The sequence below is a fragment of the Pedobacter sp. AC464 genome, from assembly GCF_979253075.1.
In genome coordinates this window covers 2409944-2434732 of record NZ_CEEDBV010000001.1, presented here as the reverse complement: position 1 = coordinate 2434732, position 24789 = coordinate 2409944, and the positions used below count along the sequence as shown (strand labels likewise).

Here is a 24789-nt window from a genome sequence, read left to right as displayed (position 1 = left end):
CCTCGACGGCTACAGGAGTAAGGAACGTGGTTTCGACGATAGACAGATTCCGGTTTGTGATTTTTTTCACCTCGGAAATATTTTTGTGTTTTAAAATAAAGCGAACGGTAGTCCCTCAACAAATGAGGCAGTAAAGTTTTTACCCTTTTTTCTTGCCAATACCTGCAAATTTCGATGTTTCGCTGAGCCGGCTAATCGGTTCGTTCAGAGCAGCATTTTACCAGCCTAGTCTAACCTCATCCTGAAACTACTTGGCGTTTGTCCTAAAATTTTTTTAACATACCTGGTAAAAAAAGAAGTACTGCTAAACTGCATTTCTTCGGCAATTTCGGCAATGTTCAGGTGCCTGTTTTGCAACAAAAGGATGATCCTTTCTTTGGCGTGTCCGTGTATCCAGCTGGATGCGGTTCGGTCGGAGTGAATTTTACAAAGATAATTTAGGTATTTAGGGGTAATGTTTAACGCATTGGCGTAAAACTGTACTTCCCTTTGAGTTAGGCAATGCTGTTGCAGTAAATTAATAAACTGTTCGTATAGTGTTCCGGTTTGCAAGCTATGGCGCCGGCGTTCGTACTCATTAGCGAAACTATGCCACATTTCTAAAATAAATAGCCGCATTTGTAGTTTCAGCGCTTCCTCATAAAAACGGTGTTCCGTTTCCTCGAAACGTAAAAGCAACCATTTAAAGTTGTTTAAAATTTTCTCTCTTTCTGCTTTGGAGCGAATATCTTTAACCGGGTGCACCCTCGAATGAAGCTGTGCATTAATGCTCCAACCTTGGTCAGGCACATTATCTAGCAGGAAACGCTTTTCTACAAGTAACACCGTGGCTTTAAATCCCTTCGATACGGATTTAATGCTCCACCTCGATTCGGCAAACCAGAATAAAAACTGCCCGGCCTTACAGGCCAGAAGCTGATCGCCAAAAATAAAAGCTAATTTTCCCTTATGGCAATAGAGGTGCACGTGGTATCTTTTCAACAGTGTTTCAACTGATGGCTCGATGTGGTCGAGCGATAAGTATACCACCCTTGCGTCCTGCGTTTCACTCATTTATTCGAATTTAAATCCTAAATTAGGTAATATTTGACATTAATGGCGTCATTAGTGCCATAAATCAGAACTAAATTGGTCGGAGATTTGATGTTTCAATAACATGAATAATTCAGATAATTCAATATTCGACGATTTAAATAACGGGCAAACCATTACTGCAGCGCATGGCGGATGGGGCGAACTCAGAAAGTCGTCCTACGCAACCATTGGCCTGTTGCAACAGCTTAACAGCAGTGCTGATCCGGCTGTCATTGTAGAAATCCTTGGTCAAATTACCGGCAAAAAAATAGACCAAAAAGTAGCTGTTTTTCCACCACTGTACATCAATTACGGAAAGCATCTAAGTATCGGAAAAAATGTCTTTATCAACTTCGACTGTACATTTTTAACATTAGGTGGAATTTTGATTGAAGACAATGTGCTTATCGGTCCGAAAGTAAGTTTGCTTTCCGAGGGCCATCCGTTGGCACCAGCTGAGCGGGCGTGCTTGGTACCGGGTAAAATCCATATTAAAAAAAATGCCTGGATAGGTGCAAATGCGATCATATTACCAGGTGTAACCATCGGCGAAAATGCTGTCGTTGCCGCTGGTGCCGTAGTTTCAAAAAATGTTGAAGACAATACTGTTGTGGGTGGGGTACCGGCTAGGTTTTTAAAACAAATTTAGGGAGCCGATGGTAAGCAAAATGATAGTTATGGCGATGATAGCCTCCTTCACTACGTATAAGCTTAATGCGCAAAGCGTACTTCAAAAAACAGAAAATAAAATGAAAACAGAAATTCCAAAAATAAGCGATTTTCCAACCGGCGCAGAAAACGCAGGCTTTGCCAAATACTTTACCGGCACATCTTATCTGGCTACGCTAACCAGCAATAAAGATCTCAATGTTCCATTGGCAAATGTAACCTTCGAGCCTGGCTGCAGAAACAATTGGCACAGCCATACCGGCGGGCAGTTACTGATAGTAATTGGTGGCAAAGGTTTGTACCAGGAGCGGGGTAAACCGGCAAGGCATTTAAAGCCTGGCGACATCGTGGAAATTGCACCGAACGTAGAACACTGGCACGGCGCAACGGCCGAAAGCTGGTTTTCTCACCTTGCCACCAATGGCAATCCTGCTGCAAACGAAAATAAATGGCTGGAGCCGGTTAGTGATGAGGACTATCAAAATGCCAATAACGAGATTCCGAAAATATGAAATTACTCAGCTGGAAACTTGGATTGCTACTGTTGCTGTTCAATGTAATCATCCCCAAATCTGAAGCACAAGAAATGGCAAAATTAACTAAACAGGAAAGAAGCCTTGCCGGTATTGCAGCAACGACAGCTGCAGGTAAAATAGAGTTGCTTAAAGTTCAGCTGGCCCGCGGACTTGATAATGGTTTAACCATCAATGAAATTAAAGAAGCACTTACACAACTCTATGCTTATTGTGGGTTTCCGCGGAGTTTAAATGCTATTAACACTTTTTCTGCAGTTTTGGATGAACGCAAAGCGAGGAAGATCGTAGATCCCGAAGGGCAAAAAATTATTCAAAACACGGTAAGCGATAAATATGAACAGGGTCGCCGAACGCTGGAGCAACTCACTAAAACACCACAAGCTAAGCCCGCACCTGGTTTTGGAGAATTTGCACCGCGTATTGATGCTTTTTTGAAAGAACATCTTTTTGCGGATGTCTTCGCAAGTGAGGTGCTCGATTTTCGCAAAAGAGAGCTAATTACTATTACTGCATTAACAGCTATGGAGGGCGTGGGGAGCCAGTTGCAGGCGCACCTTAAAATGGGTAGAAACACGGGCATAACAGATTCTCAGCTGGAAGAACTGAGCGTTGTTGTTCAGGAATTGGTAAGTACAACGCAGGCGAATACCTTGCTGAAAAATATAGACCGGCCTTTGCTGCCAGTTATACGGCCAGATATGATTGTCCGCATTTCTGAAATAGAAATCCTTCCTGAACATTTGGAACATTACAAATCTATCCTAAAAGAAGAGGCGGCTGCATCGATTGCTAAAGAACCCGGCGTGATTGCTATTTTTCCAATGTTTCAGAAAGCACAGCCAACACAGATAAGGATTGTTGAAATCTACGCCGATAAAGCCGCTTATGAAAATCATTTGCAGACGCCGCATTTTAAAACCTATAAAACTTCGACGCTAGAAATGGTGAAAACATTAAAATTAATCGATATGGAAAGTCTGGATAAAGAAACCATGAAATCCATTTTCAGGAAATTGGAGTAAAGTATTCTTGTCATTGTGAAGGCTAAAAAAGCCCGCGAATTGAAAGTGAGCGGATAATGTGGCAATGCGAATCAACCAGGTATTCGGAAAATGCTGTTTTTTGATAGCGATTTGTTTGCGTATGTGGGATATCAGGAAAATACTAACTATATTGATATACAAATAATTTCAAATTATAATGGAGAAATTTACGCTAACTGTAAACGGATTGGCTAGAGAGGTTAATGTTGATCCTAATATGCCATTGCTTTGGGTTCTTCGCGACCTACTTGGGCTTACAGGTACCAAATTTGGATGTGGCGTAGCCCAGTGTGGCGCTTGCACCGTTCATGTAAACGGAGAAGCGCTACGGTCATGCGTTACTAAGGTAAGCAGGGCAGTAGGACAGCAAATTATCACCATTGAGGCATTGAGCGAAAATAACGATCATCCGCTTCAGTTGGCGTGGGCAGAACTGGATGTACCGCAGTGCGGATATTGCCAATCCGGGCAGCTTATGTCTGCAGCGGTATTGCTGCGGGAAAAGCCAAACCCAACGGATCAGGATATTGATGATGCAATGTCGGGTAACATTTGCCGTTGTGGCACTTACCCAAGAATAAGGGCTGCAATACATAAAGCTGCGAAGATGCAGCAGGAGGGAGTAAAGCCATGAACCGAAGAAACTTCATACAATCAAGTGCAGTTCTTGGCGGCGGCTTGCTAATATCATTCACCATTCCACAGGCAAATAAGCTGGCCGCATTATCAGGGCCAACAGCTACATCCGGATTTGCGCCAAATGCCTTTTTGAATATTGGCGCCGACAACACCATAACCGTTACGCTTAGTCATGTGGAAATGGGCCAGGGCATTTGGACAACCCTACCGATGTTGATAGCTGAGGAACTGGACGTCGACCTCAAAAAAATAATCGTTCAACATGGTGGGCCGGATAAAGCACTAAACCATACTGTTTTCGGCGTTCAGATAACAGGAGGATCCTCAACAACCTGGTCGGAGTTTGACCGTTACAGATACGCCGGCGCAACCGCCAGGATTATGCTTACGCAAGCTGCTTCTAAAAAGTCAGGAACGGATCTAAAAGCTTGTAAAGCCGAAAATGGCATTGTTATCGCAGGTAAAAACAAATATACTTATGGCGAATTAGCAGCAGATGCAGCCTTGCTTCCTATTCCAGAGCGGCCACAGCTTAAAAAACCAGCTGAATGGAAATACATCGGAAAAGGAAACAAACGCTTGGATGCATCGGTAAAAACAAATGGCTCCGCAGTTTTTGGTATGGACATCAAACTTCCCGGCTTGCTAACTGCTGTTGTTGCCCATGCTCCGGTTTTTGGAGGAAAGGTTAAATCATTTGATTCAACAAAAGCCATGCTGGTGCCCGGCGTGAAGCAGGTAGTCCAGATACCGACCGGCGTAGCCGTGATTGCGGAGCATTACTACGCAGCACAACAGGGCAAAAAGGTTTTATCTGTTGTTTGGGAGGATGGAATAGGAGCACAGTTATCTACCGTTAAACAAGCAGCCGAATATAAAAAACTTGCTGCCACGGATGGTTTAACCGCCCAGAAAAAAGGCGACGCCGCTGCGGGAATTTCAAAATCTGCGAAGGTTTATAAAGCAGAATATGTATTTCCATATCTGGCGCATGCAGCAATGGAACCTTTAAACTGCACCGTTAGGATAGATGGTGATGGCTGTGAAATCTGGACGGGAACACAATTGCCTGCGGCGGAGCAGGCATCGGCAGCAAAAATTCTGGGCTTTGCACCCGAAAAGGTTAAGGTGAATATTCCCTTTCTGGGCGGCGGCTTCGGACGTAGAGCTACACCAGTTACAGATTTTGTTTCAGAAGCCGTACATATTGCCAAGAATTCAGGCAAATCGATAAAAATGGTTTGGAGTCGCGAAGATGATATGAAAGGCGGGCATTACCGGCCGTTTTTCGTTCATAATGTGCAGGTAGGGTTAAACAGTGAAGGCTTGCCTGTGGCATGGAAACATAATATTGTCGGACAATCAATCATGCAGGCTGCTACGCCTGCCTTTGGTGCCCCGAAAACGCCCATCGACAGCACTTCTGTAGAGGGCGTAATGGGATCGCCTTATCTAACCAAAGTGCCCAATCATTTTGTTGGATTACATAATACTGAAGAAGTTGTTCCTGTACTGTGGTACCGCTCAGTTGGACATACCCATACCGCTTACGTGATGGAAACGATGATTGACGAACTAGCGAAAAGTAGCGGTCAGGATCCGGTAGCCTACAGACAAAGATTATTGGCAGATCATCCCCGTCACCTGGCTGCACTTAATCTTGTAGCAGAAAAAGGTGAATGGAAAAAAACACTTCCCAAAGGAAGGTTTAAAGGCATTGCAGTAAATGAGGCTTTCGGAAGCTTTGTAGCAGTATTGGCAGAAGTGAGCATTGCTGATGGACAGGTGAGGGTTCATAAAATTGATTGTGCCATTGATTGCGGTTTGGCGGTTAACCCCGATGGAGTGAAGGCGCAAACTGAAAGCGGGATTGTATTCGGCCTTACAATGGCTCTCTATGGAGAATTGACATTAGAAAAAGGAAAGCTCCAGCAAAATAATTTTTATGATTATCGCATGGCACGCATGCATGAATCTCCCGAAATTAATGTTTTTATTGTGGATAGTAACGAAAAGATGGGCGGTGCCGGAGAATGCTCTGTGCCACCAACGGCCCCGGCAATCGTAAATGCAATTTTTGCTGCCACAGGAAAGCGAATATATAACCTGCCCATTGCAAATCATAAACTTATCCAACAGTCATGAAGAAACCGATTATTTTAGGCCTGATGCTGCTGAGTTCTGTAGTTATGGCATTATCTTTTAATGTTAGCAAGAAAGAAACTAAAACCGAACCATTAATGGTGGTAAAGGATAGTATAGCCTCCGTCGCCGCATTTAAGCAGGTATACGCTGTGCTGATGAGTCCTCGGTGCATGAACTGTCATCCAGCGGGCAATGTTCCCTTGCAGGGAGACGATAGCCATCTGCACACGATGTTGCCAAAACGCGGTGTTGAAGGCAAAGGTGTTTTAGCGATGAAGTGTTCAAATTGCCATCAGGCTGAAAATACGCCTGGACTGCATACGCCTCCGGGTAATCCTAACTGGCATCTTCCGCCAGACAATATGAAAATGGTGTTCCAGGGACGTAGTGCGAACCAGCTTGCTAAGCAGCTTGTTAACCCGAAACAGAACGGGAATAAAGGGATGAAGGAACTGATTGCGCATGCTGATGACGGACTTGTACTGGCTGGATGGAATCCCGGCGAGGGCAGAAGTTTGCCACCGATTTCTCATGCTGAATTCAAAAAAGCCTGGCTTAAATGGCTGCAAACCGGCGCTTTTGCACCCGCGAAATAATTAGCAACAGCGTTATAATTAGCAAAAACTATCTGTCGAGCCATTTTTTAAATTCCGACACTTTGTTTTTGCTAATCAGTATGGCTTCATCAGGCTCGGGTGAAACCACAATCTTCAGTTGGTTTTTGCCATATATGTAAATTGTTTTTATGCAGTTGAGGCTAATAATAAATTGCCGGTTGGCACGATAAAATTGTTCATCATCAAGCTGTTTCATCAGTTCATCCAAACTTAACGCCGTTGTGTACTTTTTGTTCGTATGGGTTACAATGTTAACGGCAGCTCCATCAAGAAAGAAAAGGGCGATTTCGCTAATGTCCAGATGAATCAGTTCATCCTTTAAATAGGTAATGATTCGTTTACGGGAAATTTCTTTATCCTGGTATAATTTAATTGTGGCATTTTCTTGCTGCAACCTGGCCAACTGGTCATTTAAGCTGCCCAGCGTATTTACTTTTTCGTTCAGCGTACTTATTTCTGAGGAAACCGCTTTTTCATAACGGCCATAAATCTGCCTGATTAGCAACAAACAGCTACCGATAATAATGAGCGCCGTAATTAAAAAACACACCACAAATTGGCTGTAAAGACCAGAAAGTTCTGCTTTTAATACTTCAATATTTGCATGTGCAGCCACAATCCAGTCGCTGCCCTTAACCGGATAGATATTAACAATTTCCGAATGCCTGTTCTCCGCTGCGGGAAAAGTTCTCGTACCGCCCAAACTTTTTTGTTGAGCAATGGCGTCATTAAAAGGTATCGAGCCGCTTCCGGATGCTAAGATTGAGTTTCCACTGGTTATTTTCTGACCAATCAAAGCTGGATTGGGGTGGCAAAGCTCTATTCCGTTTTTATCATACATGCAGATAAATTCGCCTTGCGTATCGGTATTTTCTATGCTTTGCTGTAAGTTATGTATTACTTTTTCCTCTGGAAGACCACTTTGCAGTTGTTGCTCGAGCAAACGGCCAATTTCCCTGCTTTCTCTGGCGCCTGATTCCATTTTGCTGGCCCATAATTTTTCGGCTGCGCTATCGTAGAGGTACTGGAAGGAAAGGTAACTGATCATCATTACCGTAGTGCTTACGGCAGCAAAAAGTATAATGTGTAACCGGCCTTTTAACATATAATGTGCTTAAAAATCTGCCAAGTAAACTAATTTGGGATTCGTGGTCAAGGTCTGAAAAAAGATCGGATTATTCAAAGCTATTTATTCGTCTTCAAGACTAAATTTATCCCTTTCGCATACTTCTAAGAACCATATAGGCGCTTAAAGGGCTAATTTTGGGCAGGTCAAATAATAGAAGATCATGAAACTCAAATTTAAAATTATACTCTGTATTGCATGCCTGGTATTGCTGGCGCAACTCATCAGGCCGGAGGAATTAAGCACCGCAAAAGCACAAACGGCTAAAACTTTGACTGGCGTTCCGAAAGAAGTGGCAAATGTATTCGAAACCTCCTGTTTCGACTGTCACTCTGCACAGACCAATTTGCGCTGGTTCGATAAGATCACACCCGCCAACTTCTTGGTAGCCTCGCACATCCGTGATGGCAGAAAGGCGCTTGATTTTTCGCAATGGGATTCGCTTGCCACGCCGCAACGCAATGCCATGCTCTATTTCGCCTTAAATGGAATTCTTTCCGGGGAGATGCCTCTGAGCAGCTATACGGCCTTGCATCCGTCGGCAAAGCTGAAGGAAAAGGATATAGCTATGCTGAAAAATTATTTTCTGAACAATCTGGTGAGTAAACCTGGCGATGCCGTAAGCAGGGTAGGGCAGCCTAAAGTTAAGGAAGTGAAAAATTCGCCGAACGGAGTAGCATATCTTCCTGGTTATCGCAATTGGAAAGCCATAAGCAGTACCGATCGTTTCGATAATGGCACCATCCGCATCATTTTTGGCAACCCGGTAGCCGTCAAAGCAATACACGATGGAAAATCAAAGCCATGGCCGGATGGAACTGTTTTCGCCAAAACTGCGTGGAAACAGGAGAAAGGTAAAGACGGAAATGTTTACGCCGGTCAGTTTGTTCAGGTTGAGTTTATGATAAAAGATGCTACACGCTACGCCGGCACGAAAGGTTGGGGATGGGCACGCTGGAAGGGGGAAAATCTTTTGCCTTATGGGAAAACAGTAAAATTCGACTCCGAATGCATTAGCTGCCACAGACCCGAGCGTAATAATGATTATGTGTTTACAACACCGCTTGATATCAAAGATTTTAAAAAATAATAAGATGAAATTAATCTATACAGGGGGGATACTTCCTTTCATTATTCTATTTATCTGCGGGTGCAATTCAAATCCTTCAGGCCGGATTAATAGACAAGCCTCAGTTAGCAACAATGCCAGCCTTCCGGAAAATCCCTTAGAAATGACACCCATGGCTGTTAGTTTGCAGGCAGAAGCGAAAACAATGTCGACACTTTATGGAAACAGCATTGCTTCGAAACGGTTGAACGAAGTAGCCAATTATGCTCCGGGCTCGGTAGTTTATCTGGTAACGTGGAAGGAAAAGGCTGATTCGGAATGGTTTGGCGCAAGGATTCCAGATCGAGTTGCCACAATAGAGCGTGTATCAATTGATGGTAAAGGACAAAAAAGCTATACTTTTTTTAAAGGACCGGCCTGGCAAGAAGGTTTGCTTTTAAAAGGTGATAGAGAAGCAATTATCCTCTCCATACCGATTGCTACTTCACCTTAGCGTAAAATCGGCATTGAGTTTAAGCCGCTTTCAAGTTTTTTCAATATGATGAGCTGCAATTAAAATTTAATGGCTTTAAGTGGCGAAACATTCGCTATAAGCTAAGTAGACTATATTTCACTTTTGATATGCACTAACTCTAATCGATGCACAGAAATACCGCAACCACGGTTGCCGGAAAGGTTTGAGCATGGCTGGACTGAGAATTTAAAACAAAGTAAACTTTTTGAAAAATAAAGGGTTTCAAATGCAGTCGAAATAGATTACTAGTCAATGGATGAAATAAACGAATATCAGCATTATGATTATCAGCTTAACCCGGATTTAAATGGTGTTGACTGGCAGCGTGTTCTCGAACTTTTTCAAAAAGTAAACTGGAAGCACCGGGTTGCAGACGAAATTCACAAGGCATTTTCTTTAAGTACCGTCACCTTGTTTGTGTATCATCAGGAAAAAATAATTGCATTTGGCCGTGTTGTTGGCGATGGCCGCTATTATGCAATGCTAGCAGACATCGTGGTAGATCCGGACTTTCAGGGAAATGGTTTGGGAAAATACCTCGTAAACAGTTTAAACAGCCAGCTGCACGATTATCATTTTGTTAACCTAACTGCTGCACCCGGCGCCGACCGTTTTTACAAAAGCCTTGGATGGAAGAAACAGACCACTTCATTCATCTGGCCACAAGGGCCAAAACAGCTGAGACAACATTGTGAAAAAGAATTTGCAGAGTGATACAAGTGATTAACTGAAGGGTCTACCTAAAGGACAGTTTAATTAAATATGCTACCCTGCATTTAAAATTGCAACTTTATTTTCATTGCTTTTAGGCTTTGCGTACTTTGCGATTAACAAAAAGCAAACTACCAAAATCATGGCCAAAACACAAAACCACATAGAGCTGCAATTTTTAAGTGAGCCATCTGACGTAAATTACGGCGGCAAAGTGCATGGCGGAATGATGATGAAATGGATAGATCAGGCGGCTTTTGCTTGTGCACTGCAGTGGAGTCAGCGTTATTGTGTAACGGTTTACGTGGGCGGTATCAGGTTTTTTCACCCTGTACATATTGGCCATTTGGTAAAAATGGAAGCCCGGATTATTTATACCGGAAAAACCAGCATGCACATCGCAGTTGATGCTTTTTCAAAGCCTGTCGGACAAGCAAATTTTGTAAAAAACACCCACTGCATTATCGTTTTTGTAGCAGTTGATGATGACGGGCAACCGCAACCGATTCCTGCATTTAAGCCTAAAACTGAAAAAGAAATTGCCATGCACGGCTATGCAATTAAATTAATGGAACTTAGAAAAAGCATTGATAAAGAAATGGAGCCTTACATTGTTTAATCAATCGGTAAACTAAAATAAAATGATGAACCTTTGCCCGGTTCGCTGTCTACCCAGATATTTCCGCGGTGCCCCCGAATAATTTCTGCGCACAAATACAAACCAATGCCGAAGCCGGAAATGGTGTCGTTGCCCTCAACACGATAGTAACGATCGAAAAGTTTCTCCTGATCCTCGGCCCGGACGCCGATACCGTAATCTTTTACGCGGCAAACCAGCTGATCGTTAACTGATGTGCAATTAATATCGATATTGCCTCCTCCAGGCGAATATTTTATGGCGTTATTAATTAAGTTTGAGAGGACATTGCCAATCTTATCCCTGTCGGCGTGCAACTGAACCTGCTTATCGATGTGGAAATGAATTTTGTGAGAGCTTTGCAGCATGCCTGCATCTTCCACAATTTCAGCAAAAAGTGTTTCCAAATCAAAATTCTTTTTCTCTATCTGAAGTTTGCCCGATTCCAGCCTTGAAACGTTTAAGAAACCGTTTATCATGCCGGTCATTTTTTTGATTTGATTATAGGCTTTGCCCAGTGCAGAGGTAGAAAAACTATCCTCTGATTTATCAGCTTTGTGTTGAAGAACCTGCACAAAGCCGTTCAACGCTGTCAAAGGTGTTTTCAGCTCGTGACTCACCATTCCGATAAAATCGTTTTTCCTCAACTCCTCAAGTTTTCGCTCGGTAATATCCATAAAAAGTCCGGAGTACTCACTCGGCTTGCCTTCATGATCGGTAAATATTCTACCTGTAGCTTTAACCCACTTTACTGCGCCGGTTTTTAGATTTCTTATGGGATATTCAATATCGCTTGGTTCGTGGTTTTGAAGCCCCTTTTCTATAGCCTTTAGCACTGTTCCGTGGTAATCGGGATGAATGGCCTCCAAAATTTGTTTCACCTCGGCCTCCTTATCCAGAGGTAAACCCAAAAGCTCTTTCACAAAATCAGAGACAGATAAATGCAAAGTTTCGGCTTCAATGCGCCATGTGCCCATCTTTGCCGTATCTATTGCCTGCAACAATCTTTCTTCACTGTCTGATAATTCTTTAACACGCTCGGCCACCCTGCTCTCTAACTCATTATTCAAAAGACTCAGGTTTTCGCGGGCGTAGGCTAACTCTTCATTCATTATCATTAGCTGCTCATTTGATGCAGCAAGCTCTTCATTTGTAGCCGCCAGTTCTTCATTAAGGCCCTGTTCCCTCCTCAGCGCAAGTTCTTTCTCCGCAGCATCTTTCAGTTTTTCCTTGTTTACAACACGGTCTGTAACATCAACTGCTGTATGAAGAATACAAATGGTTTTGCCCTCGGTATTTTTGATAGGCCTGTACTCAAAATCAAAATAAAAGGTTTTAAGTATGCCATCAATCTTCAAATCTGCCGGCGTATCACTACCTGAAAAAGTAATGCCCTCATTCCAAACTCTTTTAAACATATCGATAAAAGGCTGGCCTTTGAGTTCAGGCAGGGCATCCTCAAGCGAGCGGTTAATTACAGCATCTCTGCTTTTACCCCAGATGGTTAGCATCGCATCATTAGCAATTTGAATAAACGCATCCTCACCAACATGAATTGCTGTTGCCGTTGGCGTAACGTTAAAAACGTCGATAACTTGTTCCGTAGTTAGATATGGGATGGATAACTGCATAAACTGAGATTCGTTGCTTCAGGATTAAAGATAAAAATCGAAATTTAATTATTTTCGATCTTAAAACACTTGTTTCCACGAATTGTTGGGCAGTTTATAAACTTATCGGCAATATAAAACTAAACCTGCTGCCTTCGCCAACGGCGCTTTCTACCCAGATTTTTCCATCTTCGGCTTCAATAAAATCTTTTGAAATGGCTAATCCCAAACCGGAGCCGGATTTGTTTTGCCCATCTGTTGGCACCTGAAAATACCTGTCGAATAGCCGCTTCTGGTATTTTTCATCGATACCTTTTCCAAAATCCTGAACGGAAAACTGCACAAATTCACCTTTTTGAAAAACGTCAATCACAACGCTTGATTTTTCGGAACTATAGCGTAAAGCATTTGATAAAAAGTTGACTAAAACCCAGGCGGTTTTTTGTATATCGGCATTCACTTTCGGGAGCCTGTCGTCGCAATTTAGTTCTAGTTTAATGAATTTCTGTTCCGCCTGAAATTTAACTGCATCGACAGCGTACTGAACAATTTCCTGAGGATTGGTGATTGCAAAAGTGAGTTTTAAATTTCCGGTTTCAACCTGCGATAAATCCAGGAGCTCGCTCGTAATTTTCAATAAACGGTCGCTGTCTTCCTTAATATGTGTTAAAAGTTGTCGCTGCTCTTCATTTATTTCGCCCACACGGGAGTCATTTAAAAGCTTCAAACTCATTTTTATGGAGGAAAGCGGCGTTTTTAACTCGTGCGAAACTGTGGCAATAAAATTGGTTTTCGCTTCATCAAGTTCTTTAAACTGGGTTATGTTTTTTAATACATAAACACTTCCGGCAGATTTCGACGATTCGATCAAGGTATTGTCATTCGGCTCTTCATAGTTGGGGATTACAATTTCCCGGTTCTCTAGCAGAAAGTACGATTCCTTTTCATCAGCATATATTTTTAAGGTTTTATCGCTTGTATCTGGTTTAATAATTCGCTTTAACAATTCATTTTTTTTGATTAAGTCGGCAACATTTTCACCAATAATCTTTTTTTCATCGAGGCTCATCAGCTTTGCTGCTAAATGGTTTAAAAACAGCACTTCACCTTTCTCGTTTAAGCCAATGATTGCATCCTGCATTTGTGCAATGATTGCTTCAATCCGCGATTTTTCAGATTTTATTTTCGAAAGATTGCTGTTTTCCCATTCATTCAGCTTCACAACCATTCCGTTAAAGGCTTCTGCAAGCTCGGTAAACTCATCATCATTATCAAAATTTAAGCGCTGCTTATAATTTTTCCGGCTAATGCCACGTATCGCAGCACTAAATTCGGCAAGTGGATTAGCCACAAAACCAGGGAAATTGATGATGAAAGTAAACAAGATGATAAAGCTCAGGGTAGCCGCAATCATAATGTAAAGATTTGCCCTCCCTGAAGCCTCATTCGCCAGTTCATTCTTGGCATAAATTGCTTTTAAGTTGAGCTCATCGATTTTCTGGAGTGCTAATCTCAAATCCTTAAGCGCACTTTTACCATCCGCTGCCTGCAAAGATTTGTATGTGGATGCTAATTTTTGGAAGGCAATTCTTTCGCCGTTTTCAGTGATGTTGTTTCCTTCCAGGTTTAAATTTCCTTGGAATACTTTTGCTATTGGTGCCGGCAAAGGAAATGCATTCGCATCGACAACATTCCGCATTTCGGCGACATATCTTAGCGATTTGTAATTGTCTTTCAGAATTACTTTCGATTTATCAGAAAGCTCGTTAAGAAAAAACAATGCTATCAAGCCAAAGGATAAAACGAGAATAAAGAGAAACCCGAATCCGAGGCGGAGCTTGGTTTTTATTTTCATGGTTGTGTTATTTTTGTTTAGCACTAATGCACTGGCACTTAACAGCACCAAAGTGATGTTTGATTAATTATTGCTATTGCGCTGAATTAACTACTATACAGGGTGTTTTAAACTTTAGGAAAGTATAACCAAATCTATTTCTTTAGCGGCTAAATTACGCAACAACTGGTTAAAAACTGCGGTTCGCATAATAACCTGAAAAATATTTAAATGCGGCTTGCCAATGCAGATTGTAGTAATTTCTTTTTCTATTGCCATGTTAATTATGGTTTGCGTAATTTGATTACTTTTTATTTTAATTACCTCCGCACCTAACTCTGTAGCGAGTTTAAAGTGGTTAATTAAATGGCGCTGTTTATCGAGCTTAATTTTATCCAGGCTTTCTTCGTCGCTTTGCACATAAAGAACAATCCATGGAGAATGATAATAGGAGGCAAGTCTTGCCGTTTTCCGGATAACTACGCCTGCGGTTGCGGAATTTGATGAAATGCAGGCCAGAAATTTTTCTGACCGGAGCTTAACGGATTTGGGGATTTCTGTTTGGATTTTCCTTTCTACCTGATGAACAACTTCTTTCAAAGCAAGCTCTCTGAGCTGGAGTATTTTATCCGACTGAAAAAAATTGCTAAGTGCGCTTTCGATTTTACTTTTATCGTAAATTTTGCCCTCTTTTAGTCTGGTAACCAGCTCATCGGCGGTCAAATCGATGTTCACAATTTCATCGGCTATCTCCAGAATTTTATCCGGAATTCGCTCGGTAACCTTGATGCCCGTAATGTGTTCTATTTCTTCATTTATGCTTTCTAAATGTTGAATGTTGACCGCAGAAATTACGCTGATTCCAGCCTCCAGTAGGTCAAAAACATCTTGCCAACGCTTGCTGTTTTTGCTTCCTTCTGCGTTGGTATGTGCAAGCTCATCTACTACAACAATTTCGGGGTGCCGATTTAAAATTCCCTGCAAATCCATTTCTTCGATTTCCTTGCCCCGGTAAAAAATCGTCTTTCTTGCAATCAAAGGTAAACCATCAACCAAAGCTTGCGTTTCCGCCCTACAGTGCGTTTCTACATAACCGATACAAATGTCGATGCCATTGCGTAAAAGTGCATGGCTTTCCTGCAACATTCGGTATGTTTTACCAACGCCTGCACTCATTCCAATATAAATTTTGAGCTTGCCGCGTCTCGATTTTTGAATAAGTTCAATAAAATGTTTAACCGATTCGTCTTTTTCTAGCATTGGTATCTTATTTTCTGGTCGTTTTGAATGTGAAAAATCTGCAAGAGGTGCTGTATTTTGTTGCAGTTTGCAATCGCCTGCAGATTCTTCGCGTTAGGCAGAATAGAAATGATGATATAATGTTCCCTTAAAATGCGACAGCGATACTGGCAGTTAAGGTTGTACTCGCATTAACGGTACTATTTGCTCTTGTGAAAATTTTATCCCGGCTGTCGTAAGTTTTGCCTTCCAGCCTGACTACGGCATTTGGTATCGGAGCATAATCAACATTTAAAGAATAACCCTTTGTTTTAAAACCGTTTGGTGTTCCTGTTGCTATAAAAACCCCATTTTTATCCTCATAATATTCAAATCTGCCCGCTACGGCCCATTTTTCTGCAAACTTATACTGGGCTATTGCGACTGGAGAAAACACTTTATTTTTAAGGTTGCCCTCTTTTGATTTTTGTTGTGTGCCGTAATCTACACCAAGTGTTAGCCCAAATTTATCGGTTACTTGAAATATACCATAAATGTTGTGGTAGAAACGATTAACCCGCACAGAATCTGCGCCTTCAGTGCCCAAATAATTGCTGTAATTAACGGTAATTTTCGCGTTTGGTTTCCACGTTAGCTGCAAACCACCTGCGGGTTTATCATTGCCGTTTTGGCGGGTAATTCGTTGCCATCCATTTAGGTAGAGTAGGGTCGCGGTTAATTTTCCATCATTTGTTGAGTAAGTAACTTTGGCGCCAGACTCATAATAAGGCGTGTTTTCGGAAGCGATATTTCTGGTTAAAACCCAGCAATCTTTAGAAATGGCGCTTTCAAAGCCGATGTGTGATGAAAATACGCCGGCATCAATCCACAGATTTTGTGATTTTGACAGTTTTACACCGGCATTGGCTTCAAAAATATTTTTAAGCACACCTGGTTCTGCCGCTAAATTGGCATTTGTGTAAGTTCCGGCCATTAGGGCCACATTTGCCCGGATGTTGCCGTTATCATATGCAGCTTTAATAAAACCTAAATTTAAATTTACTTCGTTTGCCCGGTTGTGCGAATAGATAAATCCCGGCCTGTTATGGTCGCTTGGTTTGTTGAAATCGTAACCGTAGTAAGTTTCGAGGTAACCGGAAAATTTTACTTTTGGTTCGTCTTGTGCAAAAGCAGTTATTGATGCTGTTAACGTTGTTATTAAGGTGATTAATTTTTTCATTTTGATAATGTAATTACTGTTGGTGCCCTTCGCCTTGATTACAGCGGCTTAGGGATTACCTTGTTTTCATTAATTTTTTGGAAGGATTTTCACCTTTGCCTGGGCGAGGAAAATTTTGCGACGATATTTCTAAATGTTCAGACATTTGGCTGCGCTCCCGTTGATAAGCTGGTACTTAAGATTATAGGTTATCTAAAGCCAGATTAAGTTTCAGAACATTTACCGACGAAGGACCGAATAATCCAAATAAGGGTTTCAGGGTGTTCATAGCCACTAAATCCTTTACTTTTTGCGCACTCAGGTTTCGGTTTTTTGCCACGCGTGCAATCTGGATTTCTGCGCCTTGGATGGATATGTTTGGGTCTAAGCCACTGCCCGATGCGGTAACCATGTCTGCAGGTATTTCAGCTTTCTTTAAACCCGGATTGTATTTTAAAAGAGTATCTATTCTCGATTGAACCTCTTTTAAATAATCGGGATTTGAAGGACCTTTATTCGAACCGGCAGAGCCTGCAGCATTGTATCCCACTGCTGATGGTCGACCCCAGAAATATTCTGGTTTTGTAAACGATTGCCCCAAAAGCGCATAACCAACGGTTTTGCCGTTTTTGGTGATTTTTTCGCCGCTGCCGTTTCCTTTTGCAAGTTTTGCAGCTAGCGCGATGCTAATTGGGTAAATGATGCAAAGCAATACGATTAAAACTAAGGTTAAACGTATAGATTGAATGATGTATTTTTTCATGATGATATTTTTTTTTGGTCACGCTAAGGAATGATTGTCTGAATTAAACCCGCACTTTTTGTTCTAAAATTGCCAATCAAGTTAAGAATCTTCGCTACCTTAGAATGAAGCATTTTATACAAATAAGCCTACTAATAAATCAATTAATTTGATACCGATAAAGGGCGCAACAACACCTCCGATTCCATAAATAAATAAGTTTCTGCGAAGCAGTGCCGTAGCGCCAATTGGTTTGTAAGCCACACCTTTAAGTGCCAGTGGAATCAAGATTGGGATGATAATCGCATTGAAAATAACGGCCGACATAATTGCACTTTCGGGTGTATGCAGACCCATAATATTTAAGCTTTGCAAGGCTGGAATTGATGCGATAAACAAGGCCGGAACAATCGCGAAATACTTAGCAACATCATTGGCGATTGAAAAGGTCGTTAGCGTGCCTCGCGTAATGAGCAGCTGCTTACCGATTTCTACAATCTCGATTAACTTGGTTGGGTCATTATCCAAATCAACCATATTGCCTGCTTCTTTTGCAGCCTGAGTTCCGCTGTTCATTGCCACACCAACGTCGGCCTGCGCAAGGGCAGGAGCGTCATTTGTTCCGTCGCCCATCATCGCAACGAGTTTGCCTAAAGCCTGCTCGTCTTTAATGTAGTTCATTTTATCTTCTGGCTTTGCTTCGGCGATAAAATCATCCACACCTGCTTTTTCTGCAATGTATTTTGCCGTTAGCGGGTTGTCGCCCGTTACCATAACGGTTTTAACGCCCATTTTGCGTAAACGCTCAAAGCGTTCGCTAATGCCAGGTTTAATAATATCCTGTAATTCAATTACGCCTAAAGCCTTTTCATTTTCAGAAACTACAAGAGGCGTTCCGCCGTTGGTTGCAATGCTTTTTACATGTTCTTCAATATCCGAAGGAAAAATATTTCCTGCTTTTTCAACAATGTTTCTAATCGAGTCGAACGCACCTTTTCTAATTCTTCGTCCATCGGCAGTATCCAGTCCGCTGGAGCGGGTTTCGGCTGTAAATTTAATAAATGTTGAACCCGATGGTGTTCCGGAATTTTTAAATCCCTGCTCATTTGCCAGCTCGATAATTGATTTTCCTTCCGGCGTTTCATCGGCCAGCGAACTTAAAACACAAGCATCGGTAAAGGCTTTAATTACAACACCTGCTGTAGGGTAAAAATTGGTCGCTTTTCGGTTTCCAATAGTGATTGTTCCGGTTTTATCGAGCAGCAAAACATCGATATCGCCTGCAGTTTCTACCGCCTTGCCAGATTTGGTAATTACATTCGCCCTTAAAGCCCTATCCATCCCGGCGATGCCTATTGCGGATAGCAGACCGCCAATTGTAGTAGGGATTAAACAAACGAAAAGTGAAATTAAAGCTGCAATGGTTATTGGTGTGTTTGCGTAATTGGCAAAGGGTTTTAACGTTACACAAACAATGATGAACACCAAAGTAAAACTGGCTAACAAGATTGTTAAAGCGATTTCATTAGGTGTTTTCTGGCGTGAGGCTCCCTCTACCAAAGCTATCATTTTATCTAAAAAGCTTTCGCCGGGGGCAGTGCTAACCTGAACTTTAATCTCGTCTGATAACACCTTTGTTCCGCCGGTTACAGACGATTTATCGCCACCAGATTCGCGAATAACTGGTGCCGATTCTCCTGTAATGGCCGACTCATCGATGGTAGCGATACCCTCAATAATTTCGCCATCGGTTGGAATGGTGTCGCCCGTTTCACAAACAAAAATATCTCCTTTTTTTAACTGATTTGATGAACGGATTTCAATCGTCCCGTTTGTTAAAAGAACTTTTGCAGGTGTTTCCTCGCGGGTTTTACGCAAACTGTCTGCCTGTGCTTTTCCCCTTGCCTCGGCAATGGCCTCAGCAAAGTTGGCAAACAGAACAGTTAGTAAAAGCACTAAGAAAATAAAGAAATTATATAATGCAGAACCTTGCCCGCTGTGACTGAAGGAATAAATCGTAACGTAAGCCATTACGATTGTACCAACCTCAACAGTAAACATAACCGGGTTACGAACCATCACCCTTGGATCTAGTTTGATGAAGGATTGTTTTAATGCTGTTTGCACCAAAGCAGGTTCGAATAATTTATTTGATTTCATTTTATTGAATTTTTTTGATTTGGCAGCCAGCGCTAACAAAGGATTTTTAATTTTTCTTGGTGCGCTGAAAGTCAGTTTATTTAAGCATTGTAAAGTATTCTGCCAGCGGACCTAAAGCCAGGGCAGGGAAATATGAAAGTGCGTTCAGCACCAAAATCACGGCAAAAGTCATCAGTGCAAAGGTTTTGGTGTCGGTTTTTAAAGTACCTGCAGATTCTGGAATGAATTTTTTGGCGCCAAGCAGGCCGGCTATGGCAACAGGGCCAATAATCGGTAGGAAACGGCCAAGAAATATGATGATACCGGTAAGTACATTCCAGAAAATATTGTTATCGCCTAAGCCTTCAAAGCCAGAGCCGTTGTTGGCATTTGAAGAGGTAACCTCATAAAGCATTTCAGAGAAGCCATGAAAACCAGGGTTATTTAACCAGTTTTTGGGTTGTACAGCCCAGCCCGCATCGCCATAATTTGTAAACACGTAGCTAGAAATTGCTGTTCCGGCCAGTATCAAAAACGGGCTAAGCAAAGTAATAATCGCGGCGATTTTTATTTCCCTGGCTTCAACCTTATGTCCTAAAAATTCAGGTGTTCTCCCAACCATTAACCCTGAAATAAACACGGCAATAATCAGGTAAATAAAATAGTTTAAAATACCTACGCCACAACCTCCGTAAAAGCCGTTTATCATCATGGCCAATAATTGCCAGAAACCGGTGAGTGGCATGGTGCTGTCGTGCATTCCATTTACCGAACCTGTAGAAATTACGGTTGTTAAGGTACTCCAGTAAGCAGTAGCGGCCGGGCCGAAGCGAACTTCTTTGCCTTCCATAGCACCGGTAGCCTGAGAAATACCCAGTTTTGCAATTGCAGGGTTACCGCCAAGTTCGGCGCTTAAGGTTGGAATCATCAGCATAAATAGACCTATCGTCATCACGCCAAATATTGTCCAGCCTAATTTACGCCTGCGGATAAAATAGCCGAAAGCAATAACCATGGCTATTGGAATAATTACCTGGGCAATCATTTCAACCATATTGGTAAGGTAACCTGGGTTTTCGAATGGGTGCGCAGAGTTTGCACCAAAATAACCGCCACCATTCGTTCCCAGGTGTTTTATGGCAATCATCTGCGCCGCTGGTCCGCGGGAAACATTTACCGTGTCGCCCTGAACCGAAATAAACCGGTCTTTCGCATCGTAACTTGCAGGCGTGCCGTTAAAGCTTAAAATTAAAGCGATAACAATAGATAGGGGCAACAATAACCTGGTGATAGATTTTACAAAAAATTCCCAGAAGTTACCAAGTTGAGTGGTTGTTTTATCTCTGAAAGCTTTAAATAACACAACAGCAGCGGCAATACCAGTGGCTGCACTTACAAACTGAAGAAACATCAGTACAAATTGTTGGGTTAGGTAACTTACGCCGCTTTCGCCAGAGTAATGTTGCAGGTTGCAATTGGCAACAAAGCTGATGATGGTATTAAAGGCCAGGTCTGCCGTCATTCCTGGGTTTCCATCAGGATTTAGCGGAAGTTTATTTTGGAATATCAACACGAAAAAGCCATAAACCAACCATAAAAGATTAATGGTTAATAGAGCTTTTAACTGCTCCTTCCAGTTCATTTGCTCCTTAACATTTATGCCCGATAGTTTGTAAATTCCATTTTCGAGCGGCTTTAAAAAGTCTGTCCAAACTTTTTCTCCTGCAAAAACCTTGGCCAGATATTTTCCCAAAGGGAAGGCGATTATTAAGGTTAAGAGGAATGTGGCAATGATGCCAATTAATTCAGTGTTCATTTTTTTTGTTTTTAAAATGCCCTTTTAGAAAGAGCTAAAATTTTTCGGGTTTAATCAACACGTAAATCATATAGATAAATACGGCGATTGCGATGATAAATAGTGCTAACATGGCTTTAGATTTTTTCGAACCAATCAATTGATTTGTAAGTCGCCCAGCAGAGCAGAAGGATAATTAGAATTAGAATAATTGTCATAACTTATTGATTTATGAAATCCCTGTTGCCAACCTTCATGCCGATGAAAATCAGCTTGTGTTATGCTGTTGATAATGAGTATTTTACAAAGTGGTATCGGGTAAAAATAAATTTTGGGCAAAAAAAAACCTTTCCATTTTGGAAAGGTTTTTATCGTTTTGGATAATCTGGAAGCTATTCGGGTGTATTTATGGCGTTGGGTTTATCGATAATAAACCCGACCAAAATCATTTAAAATTTACCTGGCTGGTTTAGCAACGCAAAATATTTATCGAGGTTTACGCCTAATGATTTTTCCATAGACGCTTTAAAATCAGCAGGCGTTGGGTGTTTGTTTTTCCACTGACTAAAATAGGCTTGAAATGCCTTATCAAATTTTTCCTGGCCAATTTCTGCCTGTAAAATGTAAAGCCAAAGCGCTGTTTTAGCATAAGATATCAAACCGTATTCTTCCGAGGTTTTAAAATCTGCAGCAGGCGTTTCGATAGGCGATTGCATTGGCACATTTGCCAAAGCCCCATAAATACTGGCTAAAAATTTATCAGCAGGCAGTTCTTTAAGTTTTGCCGGAATGGCATCGCCGAAAATGGAATTCGACTTATACTTTTCCGCTTCATATCGAAATTGGAAATAAGTATTAAAACCCTCATCCTGCCAGGTATGCATTCTTTCGTTGCTGCCGAGCATGCTCATAAACCAGTTATGGCCAACCTCATGCGTAATTACGCCATCCAAGGTTTCTTTCTTTGCATCCGGACTGGTAATCAGTGTGATGGTAGGGTACTCCATTCCGCCGCTGGCGTTATTTTTCGGCCCTTCTATGGCTTGCACCACAGGGTATTCGTATTCGCCAATCCAGTTGCTGTAGCGTTTAGTTGCATCTTTTATGTAATCAATACTGTTTACCCAAAGGGTATTTTTTTTGTTGTGATAATAACTAAAAGCGTCAACTACTTTTCCCGAAACCAGCTTAACCGTATCGTATTGGATTACCAAATCCTTATCTGCAAACCAGGCAAAATCAGGAACATTATTTATGGCATAGCTTAGCGTTTTCGTAGCTGCTTTGGTAACAGGCGAGTAAATTACGGCCTTACTTCGATTAGCGGTATTTTTTGCACCGATACTTTTATAAGCCGCAAGTTCATCTGCGTTTTGCAGTACGCCGGTAGCGCCAACTACATAAGCCGATGGAAGTGTGATATTCACTTTGTAATTTGCGTATTCACTGTAGAATTCCCCCATGTCTAAATAAGGAAATTCATGCCATCCATCTTTATCAAAAACTGCGGGTTTCGGGTACCATTGGGTAACCATAAATTCGGTATCGGCATAGCCTGAACGCGAAAAATAACTAGGTAATTTTACATTAAAGTCGGTACTGATGGTTACAGAATCTCCAGGCTTCAATGTTGAGGGAAGCAAAACTTTAATGATGTCGATATACTCCGGATTTGGATGTGCTTCCGTCTTTGTGGTCTTGCCGTTTATTTTAAAATTTAAGCCGCTGATGCTCCCGTAAGTTACGTTTTTAAGTTTTTCCTTGCGGGAAGTATCACTGTTTATTTGCTTAAAAAGTGCCGTTGATTGGTTTTTATAAGCATTTGGCCAAATGTGAAACCAGATGAAATCCAGGTCGGAAGGCGAGTTATTTTTGTAAGTAATGGTTTCAAATCCTTTTAAAGATTTGTCTTTGTCGTTTAACGTTACATCAATATTGTATTTTAAATCTTGCTGAAAGTAAGCCTGTTGGGCAAATATCGAAAAATAAAAAAGGGATAAAATAATGGTTAGAAAGGTTTTTTGCATGTGTATTTTTTTTGAAAGATAATAAATAAGCAAATTACAGTATTAAAAAATAGTCAAAAAGTTAACGGCATAAGGCAAGCTAAATTTCGCTTATTCCATATTCCTCTATTTTTCTATAAAGCGTAGTGAGCCCAATGCCCAACAACCGCGATGTTTCTGCCTTGTTTCCCTTTGTGTGGAAGAGCACTTTTTGAATGTGCTGCTTTTCTATTTCCTGTAGGTTAAAACTATTTGCCAGTGGTTGCGACTCAAAAAATTCTGAAGGTAATGCATTGACATTTAGTGTGTCTCCGTCTGATAAAATGACAAGTCGTTCAATTACATTTCTAAGCTCGCGAACGTTCCCTTTCCAGTTATACTTTTCAAAAAGATTTAAAATTTTGTCGTCGAGTTTCATGTCTAAACGATTAACCTTTAGCGAAAACTCATCTAGGTAATAGCGGACCAAAGCGGGTATATCGGCTTTTCTTTCTCTTAAAGGTGGCAGCATTATGGTAAAAACAGATAAACGGTAATACAAATCCGAGCGGAACTTTCCGGTTAGGGCATCGCCTTTTAAATCTTTATTTGTTGCAGCCAAAATGCGCACGTTTACCTGAAGGGTATGTGTATCGCCTACTTTTATAAAAGTTTGATTTTCTAATACACGCAATAGTTTAGCCTGTAAATCAAGGTTCATTTCCCCAATTTCATCCAGAAATAAAGTGCCGCCGTTTGCTTCTTCAAGTAAGCCTTTTTTATCTTTATTTGCTCCGGTAAATGCACCTGCCTTGTAGCCAAAAAGCTCGCTTTCTAACAACTCCGGACTAAAACCGCTGCAATTTAAAGCAACAAAAGGTTTCATCGCCCTGGGGCTTTCGTAATGTATGGATTGCGCAAAAACCTCTTTACCTGTACCGGTTTCGCCTAAAAGCAAAACAGTTGTATCCGTTTTACTAACTTTTTTTGCTAAATCTATCGCTTCTCTTAAAGCTTTAGACTGGCCAATAATGCTGCTGAATCTGTGTTTCTTAGAAACATTACTTTCCAGGTCGAACAACTTTTGCTGCAAATTTGCCTTGTCCATTGCCTTATAAAGTAACGGGATAATTTTATCGTTATCATCACCTTTAACCAGGTAATCGTATGCGCCGTTTTTTATCGCCAGAACCCCATCAGCTATCGTTCCGTAAGCAGTCAAATTTATAATTTCGACAAAGGGTTTCAACGTTTTAATGTCTTTAACCAAGGCAACTCCATTTACATCGGGCAACTTTACATCGCTGATTACGATGCTTACCTCGTTTGTTTCAAGAAGTTTTATTCCCTCTTTTCCAGTGTTTGCCTGTAGTGTTTTAAATCCTTCTAATTCAATTATCCGGGAGAGTAAGCTGCAAATTTTCTTTTCATCATCGATGATGAGCACGATGCCATTCATAGGTTGAA

General features: G+C 41.5%; 22 protein-coding genes. 10 read left to right on the top strand and 12 right to left on the bottom strand.

Features of this window, described 5'->3' with window-relative positions:
• Positions 1-225: 225 nt before the first annotated feature.
• Positions 226-1053, bottom strand: coding sequence for a helix-turn-helix domain-containing protein (locus AC0IWT_RS10565; RefSeq protein ID WP_471797171.1), 828 nt, complete (start codon positions 1051-1053; stop codon positions 226-228).
• 103 nt (positions 1054-1156) lie between these two features.
• On the opposite strand from AC0IWT_RS10565, the gene AC0IWT_RS10560 reads away from it, so the two are divergent.
• The 6 genes from AC0IWT_RS10560 to AC0IWT_RS10535 all read left to right on the top strand — a co-directional run bounded on the left by AC0IWT_RS10560 (position 1157) and on the right by AC0IWT_RS10535 (position 6702).
• The gene (locus tag AC0IWT_RS10560) at positions 1157-1723 is read left to right on the top strand and encodes a DapH/DapD/GlmU-related protein (protein ID WP_471797170.1); all 567 of its coding nucleotides are present in this window, start codon (positions 1157-1159) and stop codon (positions 1721-1723) included.
• 28 nt (positions 1724-1751) lie between these two features.
• On the top strand, positions 1752-2255 hold the full coding sequence (locus AC0IWT_RS10555) for a cupin domain-containing protein (RefSeq protein WP_471797169.1): 504 nt from the start codon (positions 1752-1754) through the stop codon (positions 2253-2255).
• A complete protein-coding gene (locus AC0IWT_RS10550) occupies positions 2252-3301 on the top strand; it encodes a carboxymuconolactone decarboxylase family protein (protein WP_471797168.1) in 1050 nt (349 codons plus the stop codon). The genes AC0IWT_RS10555 and AC0IWT_RS10550 overlap by 4 nt, the downstream gene beginning before the upstream one ends.
• 178 nt (positions 3302-3479) lie before the next feature.
• Positions 3480-3956: a (2Fe-2S)-binding protein gene (locus tag AC0IWT_RS10545; protein WP_471797167.1), complete on the top strand. Its 477-nt coding sequence runs from the start codon at positions 3480-3482 to the stop codon at positions 3954-3956.
• On the top strand, positions 3953-6106 hold the full coding sequence (locus AC0IWT_RS10540) for a xanthine dehydrogenase family protein molybdopterin-binding subunit (RefSeq protein WP_471797166.1): 2154 nt from the start codon (positions 3953-3955) through the stop codon (positions 6104-6106). The genes AC0IWT_RS10545 and AC0IWT_RS10540 overlap by 4 nt, the downstream gene beginning before the upstream one ends.
• Positions 6103-6702: a hypothetical protein gene (locus tag AC0IWT_RS10535; protein WP_056871702.1), complete on the top strand. Its 600-nt coding sequence runs from the start codon at positions 6103-6105 to the stop codon at positions 6700-6702. Before AC0IWT_RS10540 ends, AC0IWT_RS10535 begins: the two co-directional genes overlap by 4 nt.
• Positions 6703-6730: 28 nt before the next feature.
• Here the strand turns inward: AC0IWT_RS10535 and AC0IWT_RS10530 are convergent, their stop codons facing one another.
• Positions 6731-7828, bottom strand: coding sequence for a LytTR family transcriptional regulator DNA-binding domain-containing protein (locus AC0IWT_RS10530; RefSeq protein WP_471797165.1), 1098 nt, complete (start codon positions 7826-7828; stop codon positions 6731-6733).
• A gap of 184 nt (positions 7829-8012) precedes the next feature.
• Between AC0IWT_RS10530 and AC0IWT_RS10525 the strand changes: the two genes are divergently transcribed.
• The 4 genes from AC0IWT_RS10525 to AC0IWT_RS10510 all read left to right on the top strand — a co-directional run bounded on the left by AC0IWT_RS10525 (position 8013) and on the right by AC0IWT_RS10510 (position 10762).
• Positions 8013-8939, top strand: a complete 927-nt coding sequence (locus tag AC0IWT_RS10525; protein ID WP_471797164.1) for a cytochrome P460 family protein — start codon at positions 8013-8015, stop codon at positions 8937-8939.
• A 4-nt stretch (positions 8940-8943) separates the two neighbouring features.
• Positions 8944-9411 carry a hypothetical protein gene (locus tag AC0IWT_RS10520; RefSeq protein WP_471797163.1) on the top strand — a complete coding sequence of 156 codons (468 nt, stop codon included), beginning with the start codon at positions 8944-8946 and terminating at the stop codon, positions 9409-9411.
• Positions 9412-9684: 273 nt separating this feature from the next.
• Complete coding sequence (locus tag AC0IWT_RS10515; protein ID WP_471797162.1) at positions 9685-10146, top strand: GNAT family N-acetyltransferase; 462 nt, start codon at positions 9685-9687, stop codon at positions 10144-10146.
• Positions 10147-10285: 139 nt separating this feature from the next.
• Positions 10286-10762 (top strand): acyl-CoA thioesterase, encoded by a 477-nt coding sequence (locus AC0IWT_RS10510; RefSeq protein ID WP_056871697.1) that lies wholly within the window; start codon positions 10286-10288, stop codon positions 10760-10762.
• On the opposite strand, the gene AC0IWT_RS10505 is transcribed toward AC0IWT_RS10510, so the two are convergent.
• The 10 genes from AC0IWT_RS10505 to AC0IWT_RS10460 form a co-directional block, all read right to left on the bottom strand.
• Positions 10759-12411, bottom strand: coding sequence for an ATP-binding protein (locus AC0IWT_RS10505; protein WP_471797161.1), 1653 nt, complete (start codon positions 12409-12411; stop codon positions 10759-10761). The two genes, AC0IWT_RS10510 and AC0IWT_RS10505, sit on opposite strands and share 4 nt — an antisense overlap.
• Positions 12412-12505: 94 nt before the next feature.
• Entirely contained in the window at positions 12506-14245 is a 1740-nt protein-coding gene (locus AC0IWT_RS10500) for a HAMP domain-containing sensor histidine kinase (protein WP_471797160.1), read from the bottom strand.
• 114 nt (positions 14246-14359) lie between these two features.
• A complete protein-coding gene (locus AC0IWT_RS10495) occupies positions 14360-15484 on the bottom strand; it encodes a sensor protein KdpD (RefSeq protein WP_471797159.1) in 1125 nt (374 codons plus the stop codon).
• 127 nt (positions 15485-15611) lie between these two features.
• On the bottom strand, positions 15612-16682 hold the full coding sequence (locus tag AC0IWT_RS10490; RefSeq protein WP_471797158.1) for a porin: 1071 nt from the start codon (positions 16680-16682) through the stop codon (positions 15612-15614).
• Between the two features lie 181 nt (positions 16683-16863).
• Complete coding sequence (locus AC0IWT_RS10485; RefSeq protein ID WP_056871693.1) at positions 16864-17424, bottom strand: K(+)-transporting ATPase subunit C; 561 nt, start codon at positions 17422-17424, stop codon at positions 16864-16866.
• Between the two features lie 114 nt (positions 17425-17538).
• A complete protein-coding gene (kdpB, locus tag AC0IWT_RS10480) occupies positions 17539-19563 on the bottom strand; it encodes a potassium-transporting ATPase subunit KdpB (protein ID WP_471797157.1) in 2025 nt (674 codons plus the stop codon).
• Positions 19564-19639: 76 nt separating this feature from the next.
• Positions 19640-21358: a potassium-transporting ATPase subunit KdpA gene (kdpA, locus tag AC0IWT_RS10475; RefSeq protein ID WP_471797156.1), complete on the bottom strand. Its 1719-nt coding sequence runs from the start codon at positions 21356-21358 to the stop codon at positions 19640-19642.
• Between the two features lie 34 nt (positions 21359-21392).
• Positions 21393-21470, bottom strand: coding sequence for a potassium-transporting ATPase subunit F (locus AC0IWT_RS10470; RefSeq protein ID WP_082468366.1), 78 nt, complete (start codon positions 21468-21470; stop codon positions 21393-21395).
• Between the two features lie 316 nt (positions 21471-21786).
• Positions 21787-23364 carry a M1 family metallopeptidase gene (locus AC0IWT_RS10465; protein WP_471797155.1) on the bottom strand — a complete coding sequence of 526 codons (1578 nt, stop codon included), beginning with the start codon at positions 23362-23364 and terminating at the stop codon, positions 21787-21789.
• A gap of 79 nt (positions 23365-23443) precedes the next feature.
• Positions 23444-24781, bottom strand: a complete 1338-nt coding sequence (locus tag AC0IWT_RS10460; RefSeq protein ID WP_471797154.1) for a sigma-54-dependent transcriptional regulator — start codon at positions 24779-24781, stop codon at positions 23444-23446.
• Between the last annotated feature and the right edge of the window lie 8 nt (positions 24782-24789).

Excerpts from the sequence above, each read along its gene's own strand:
- AC0IWT_RS10565 (WP_471797171.1), bottom strand. The coding sequence starts at position 1,053 with ATGAGTGAAACGCAGGACGCAAGGGTGGTATACTTATCGCTCGACCAC.
- AC0IWT_RS10560 (WP_471797170.1), top strand. The coding sequence starts at position 1,157 with ATGAATAATTCAGATAATTCAATATTCGACGATTTAAATAACGGGCAA.
- AC0IWT_RS10555 (WP_471797169.1), top strand. The coding sequence starts at position 1,752 with ATGGCGATGATAGCCTCCTTCACTACGTATAAGCTTAATGCGCAAAGC.
- AC0IWT_RS10550 (WP_471797168.1), top strand. The coding sequence starts at position 2,252 with ATGAAATTACTCAGCTGGAAACTTGGATTGCTACTGTTGCTGTTCAAT.
- AC0IWT_RS10545 (WP_471797167.1), top strand. The coding sequence starts at position 3,480 with ATGGAGAAATTTACGCTAACTGTAAACGGATTGGCTAGAGAGGTTAAT.
- AC0IWT_RS10540 (WP_471797166.1), top strand. The coding sequence starts at position 3,953 with ATGAACCGAAGAAACTTCATACAATCAAGTGCAGTTCTTGGCGGCGGC.
- AC0IWT_RS10535 (WP_056871702.1), top strand. The coding sequence starts at position 6,103 with ATGAAGAAACCGATTATTTTAGGCCTGATGCTGCTGAGTTCTGTAGTT.
- AC0IWT_RS10530 (WP_471797165.1), bottom strand. The coding sequence starts at position 7,828 with ATGTTAAAAGGCCGGTTACACATTATACTTTTTGCTGCCGTAAGCACT.
- AC0IWT_RS10525 (WP_471797164.1), top strand. The coding sequence starts at position 8,013 with ATGAAACTCAAATTTAAAATTATACTCTGTATTGCATGCCTGGTATTG.
- AC0IWT_RS10520 (WP_471797163.1), top strand. The coding sequence starts at position 8,944 with ATGAAATTAATCTATACAGGGGGGATACTTCCTTTCATTATTCTATTT.
- AC0IWT_RS10515 (WP_471797162.1), top strand. The coding sequence starts at position 9,685 with ATGGATGAAATAAACGAATATCAGCATTATGATTATCAGCTTAACCCG.
- AC0IWT_RS10510 (WP_056871697.1), top strand. The coding sequence starts at position 10,286 with ATGGCCAAAACACAAAACCACATAGAGCTGCAATTTTTAAGTGAGCCA.
- AC0IWT_RS10505 (WP_471797161.1), bottom strand. The coding sequence starts at position 12,411 with ATGCAGTTATCCATCCCATATCTAACTACGGAACAAGTTATCGACGTT.
- AC0IWT_RS10500 (WP_471797160.1), bottom strand. The coding sequence starts at position 14,245 with ATGAAAATAAAAACCAAGCTCCGCCTCGGATTCGGGTTTCTCTTTATT.
- AC0IWT_RS10495 (WP_471797159.1), bottom strand. The coding sequence starts at position 15,484 with ATGCTAGAAAAAGACGAATCGGTTAAACATTTTATTGAACTTATTCAA.
- AC0IWT_RS10490 (WP_471797158.1), bottom strand. The coding sequence starts at position 16,682 with ATGAAAAAATTAATCACCTTAATAACAACGTTAACAGCATCAATAACT.
- AC0IWT_RS10485 (WP_056871693.1), bottom strand. The coding sequence starts at position 17,424 with ATGAAAAAATACATCATTCAATCTATACGTTTAACCTTAGTTTTAATC.
- kdpB (WP_471797157.1), bottom strand. The coding sequence starts at position 19,563 with ATGAAATCAAATAAATTATTCGAACCTGCTTTGGTGCAAACAGCATTA.
- kdpA (WP_471797156.1), bottom strand. The coding sequence starts at position 21,358 with ATGAACACTGAATTAATTGGCATCATTGCCACATTCCTCTTAACCTTA.
- AC0IWT_RS10470 (WP_082468366.1), bottom strand. The coding sequence starts at position 21,470 with ATGTTAGCACTATTTATCATCGCAATCGCCGTATTTATCTATATGATT.
- AC0IWT_RS10465 (WP_471797155.1), bottom strand. The coding sequence starts at position 23,364 with ATGCAAAAAACCTTTCTAACCATTATTTTATCCCTTTTTTATTTTTCG.
- AC0IWT_RS10460 (WP_471797154.1), bottom strand. The coding sequence starts at position 24,781 with ATGAATGGCATCGTGCTCATCATCGATGATGAAAAGAAAATTTGCAGC.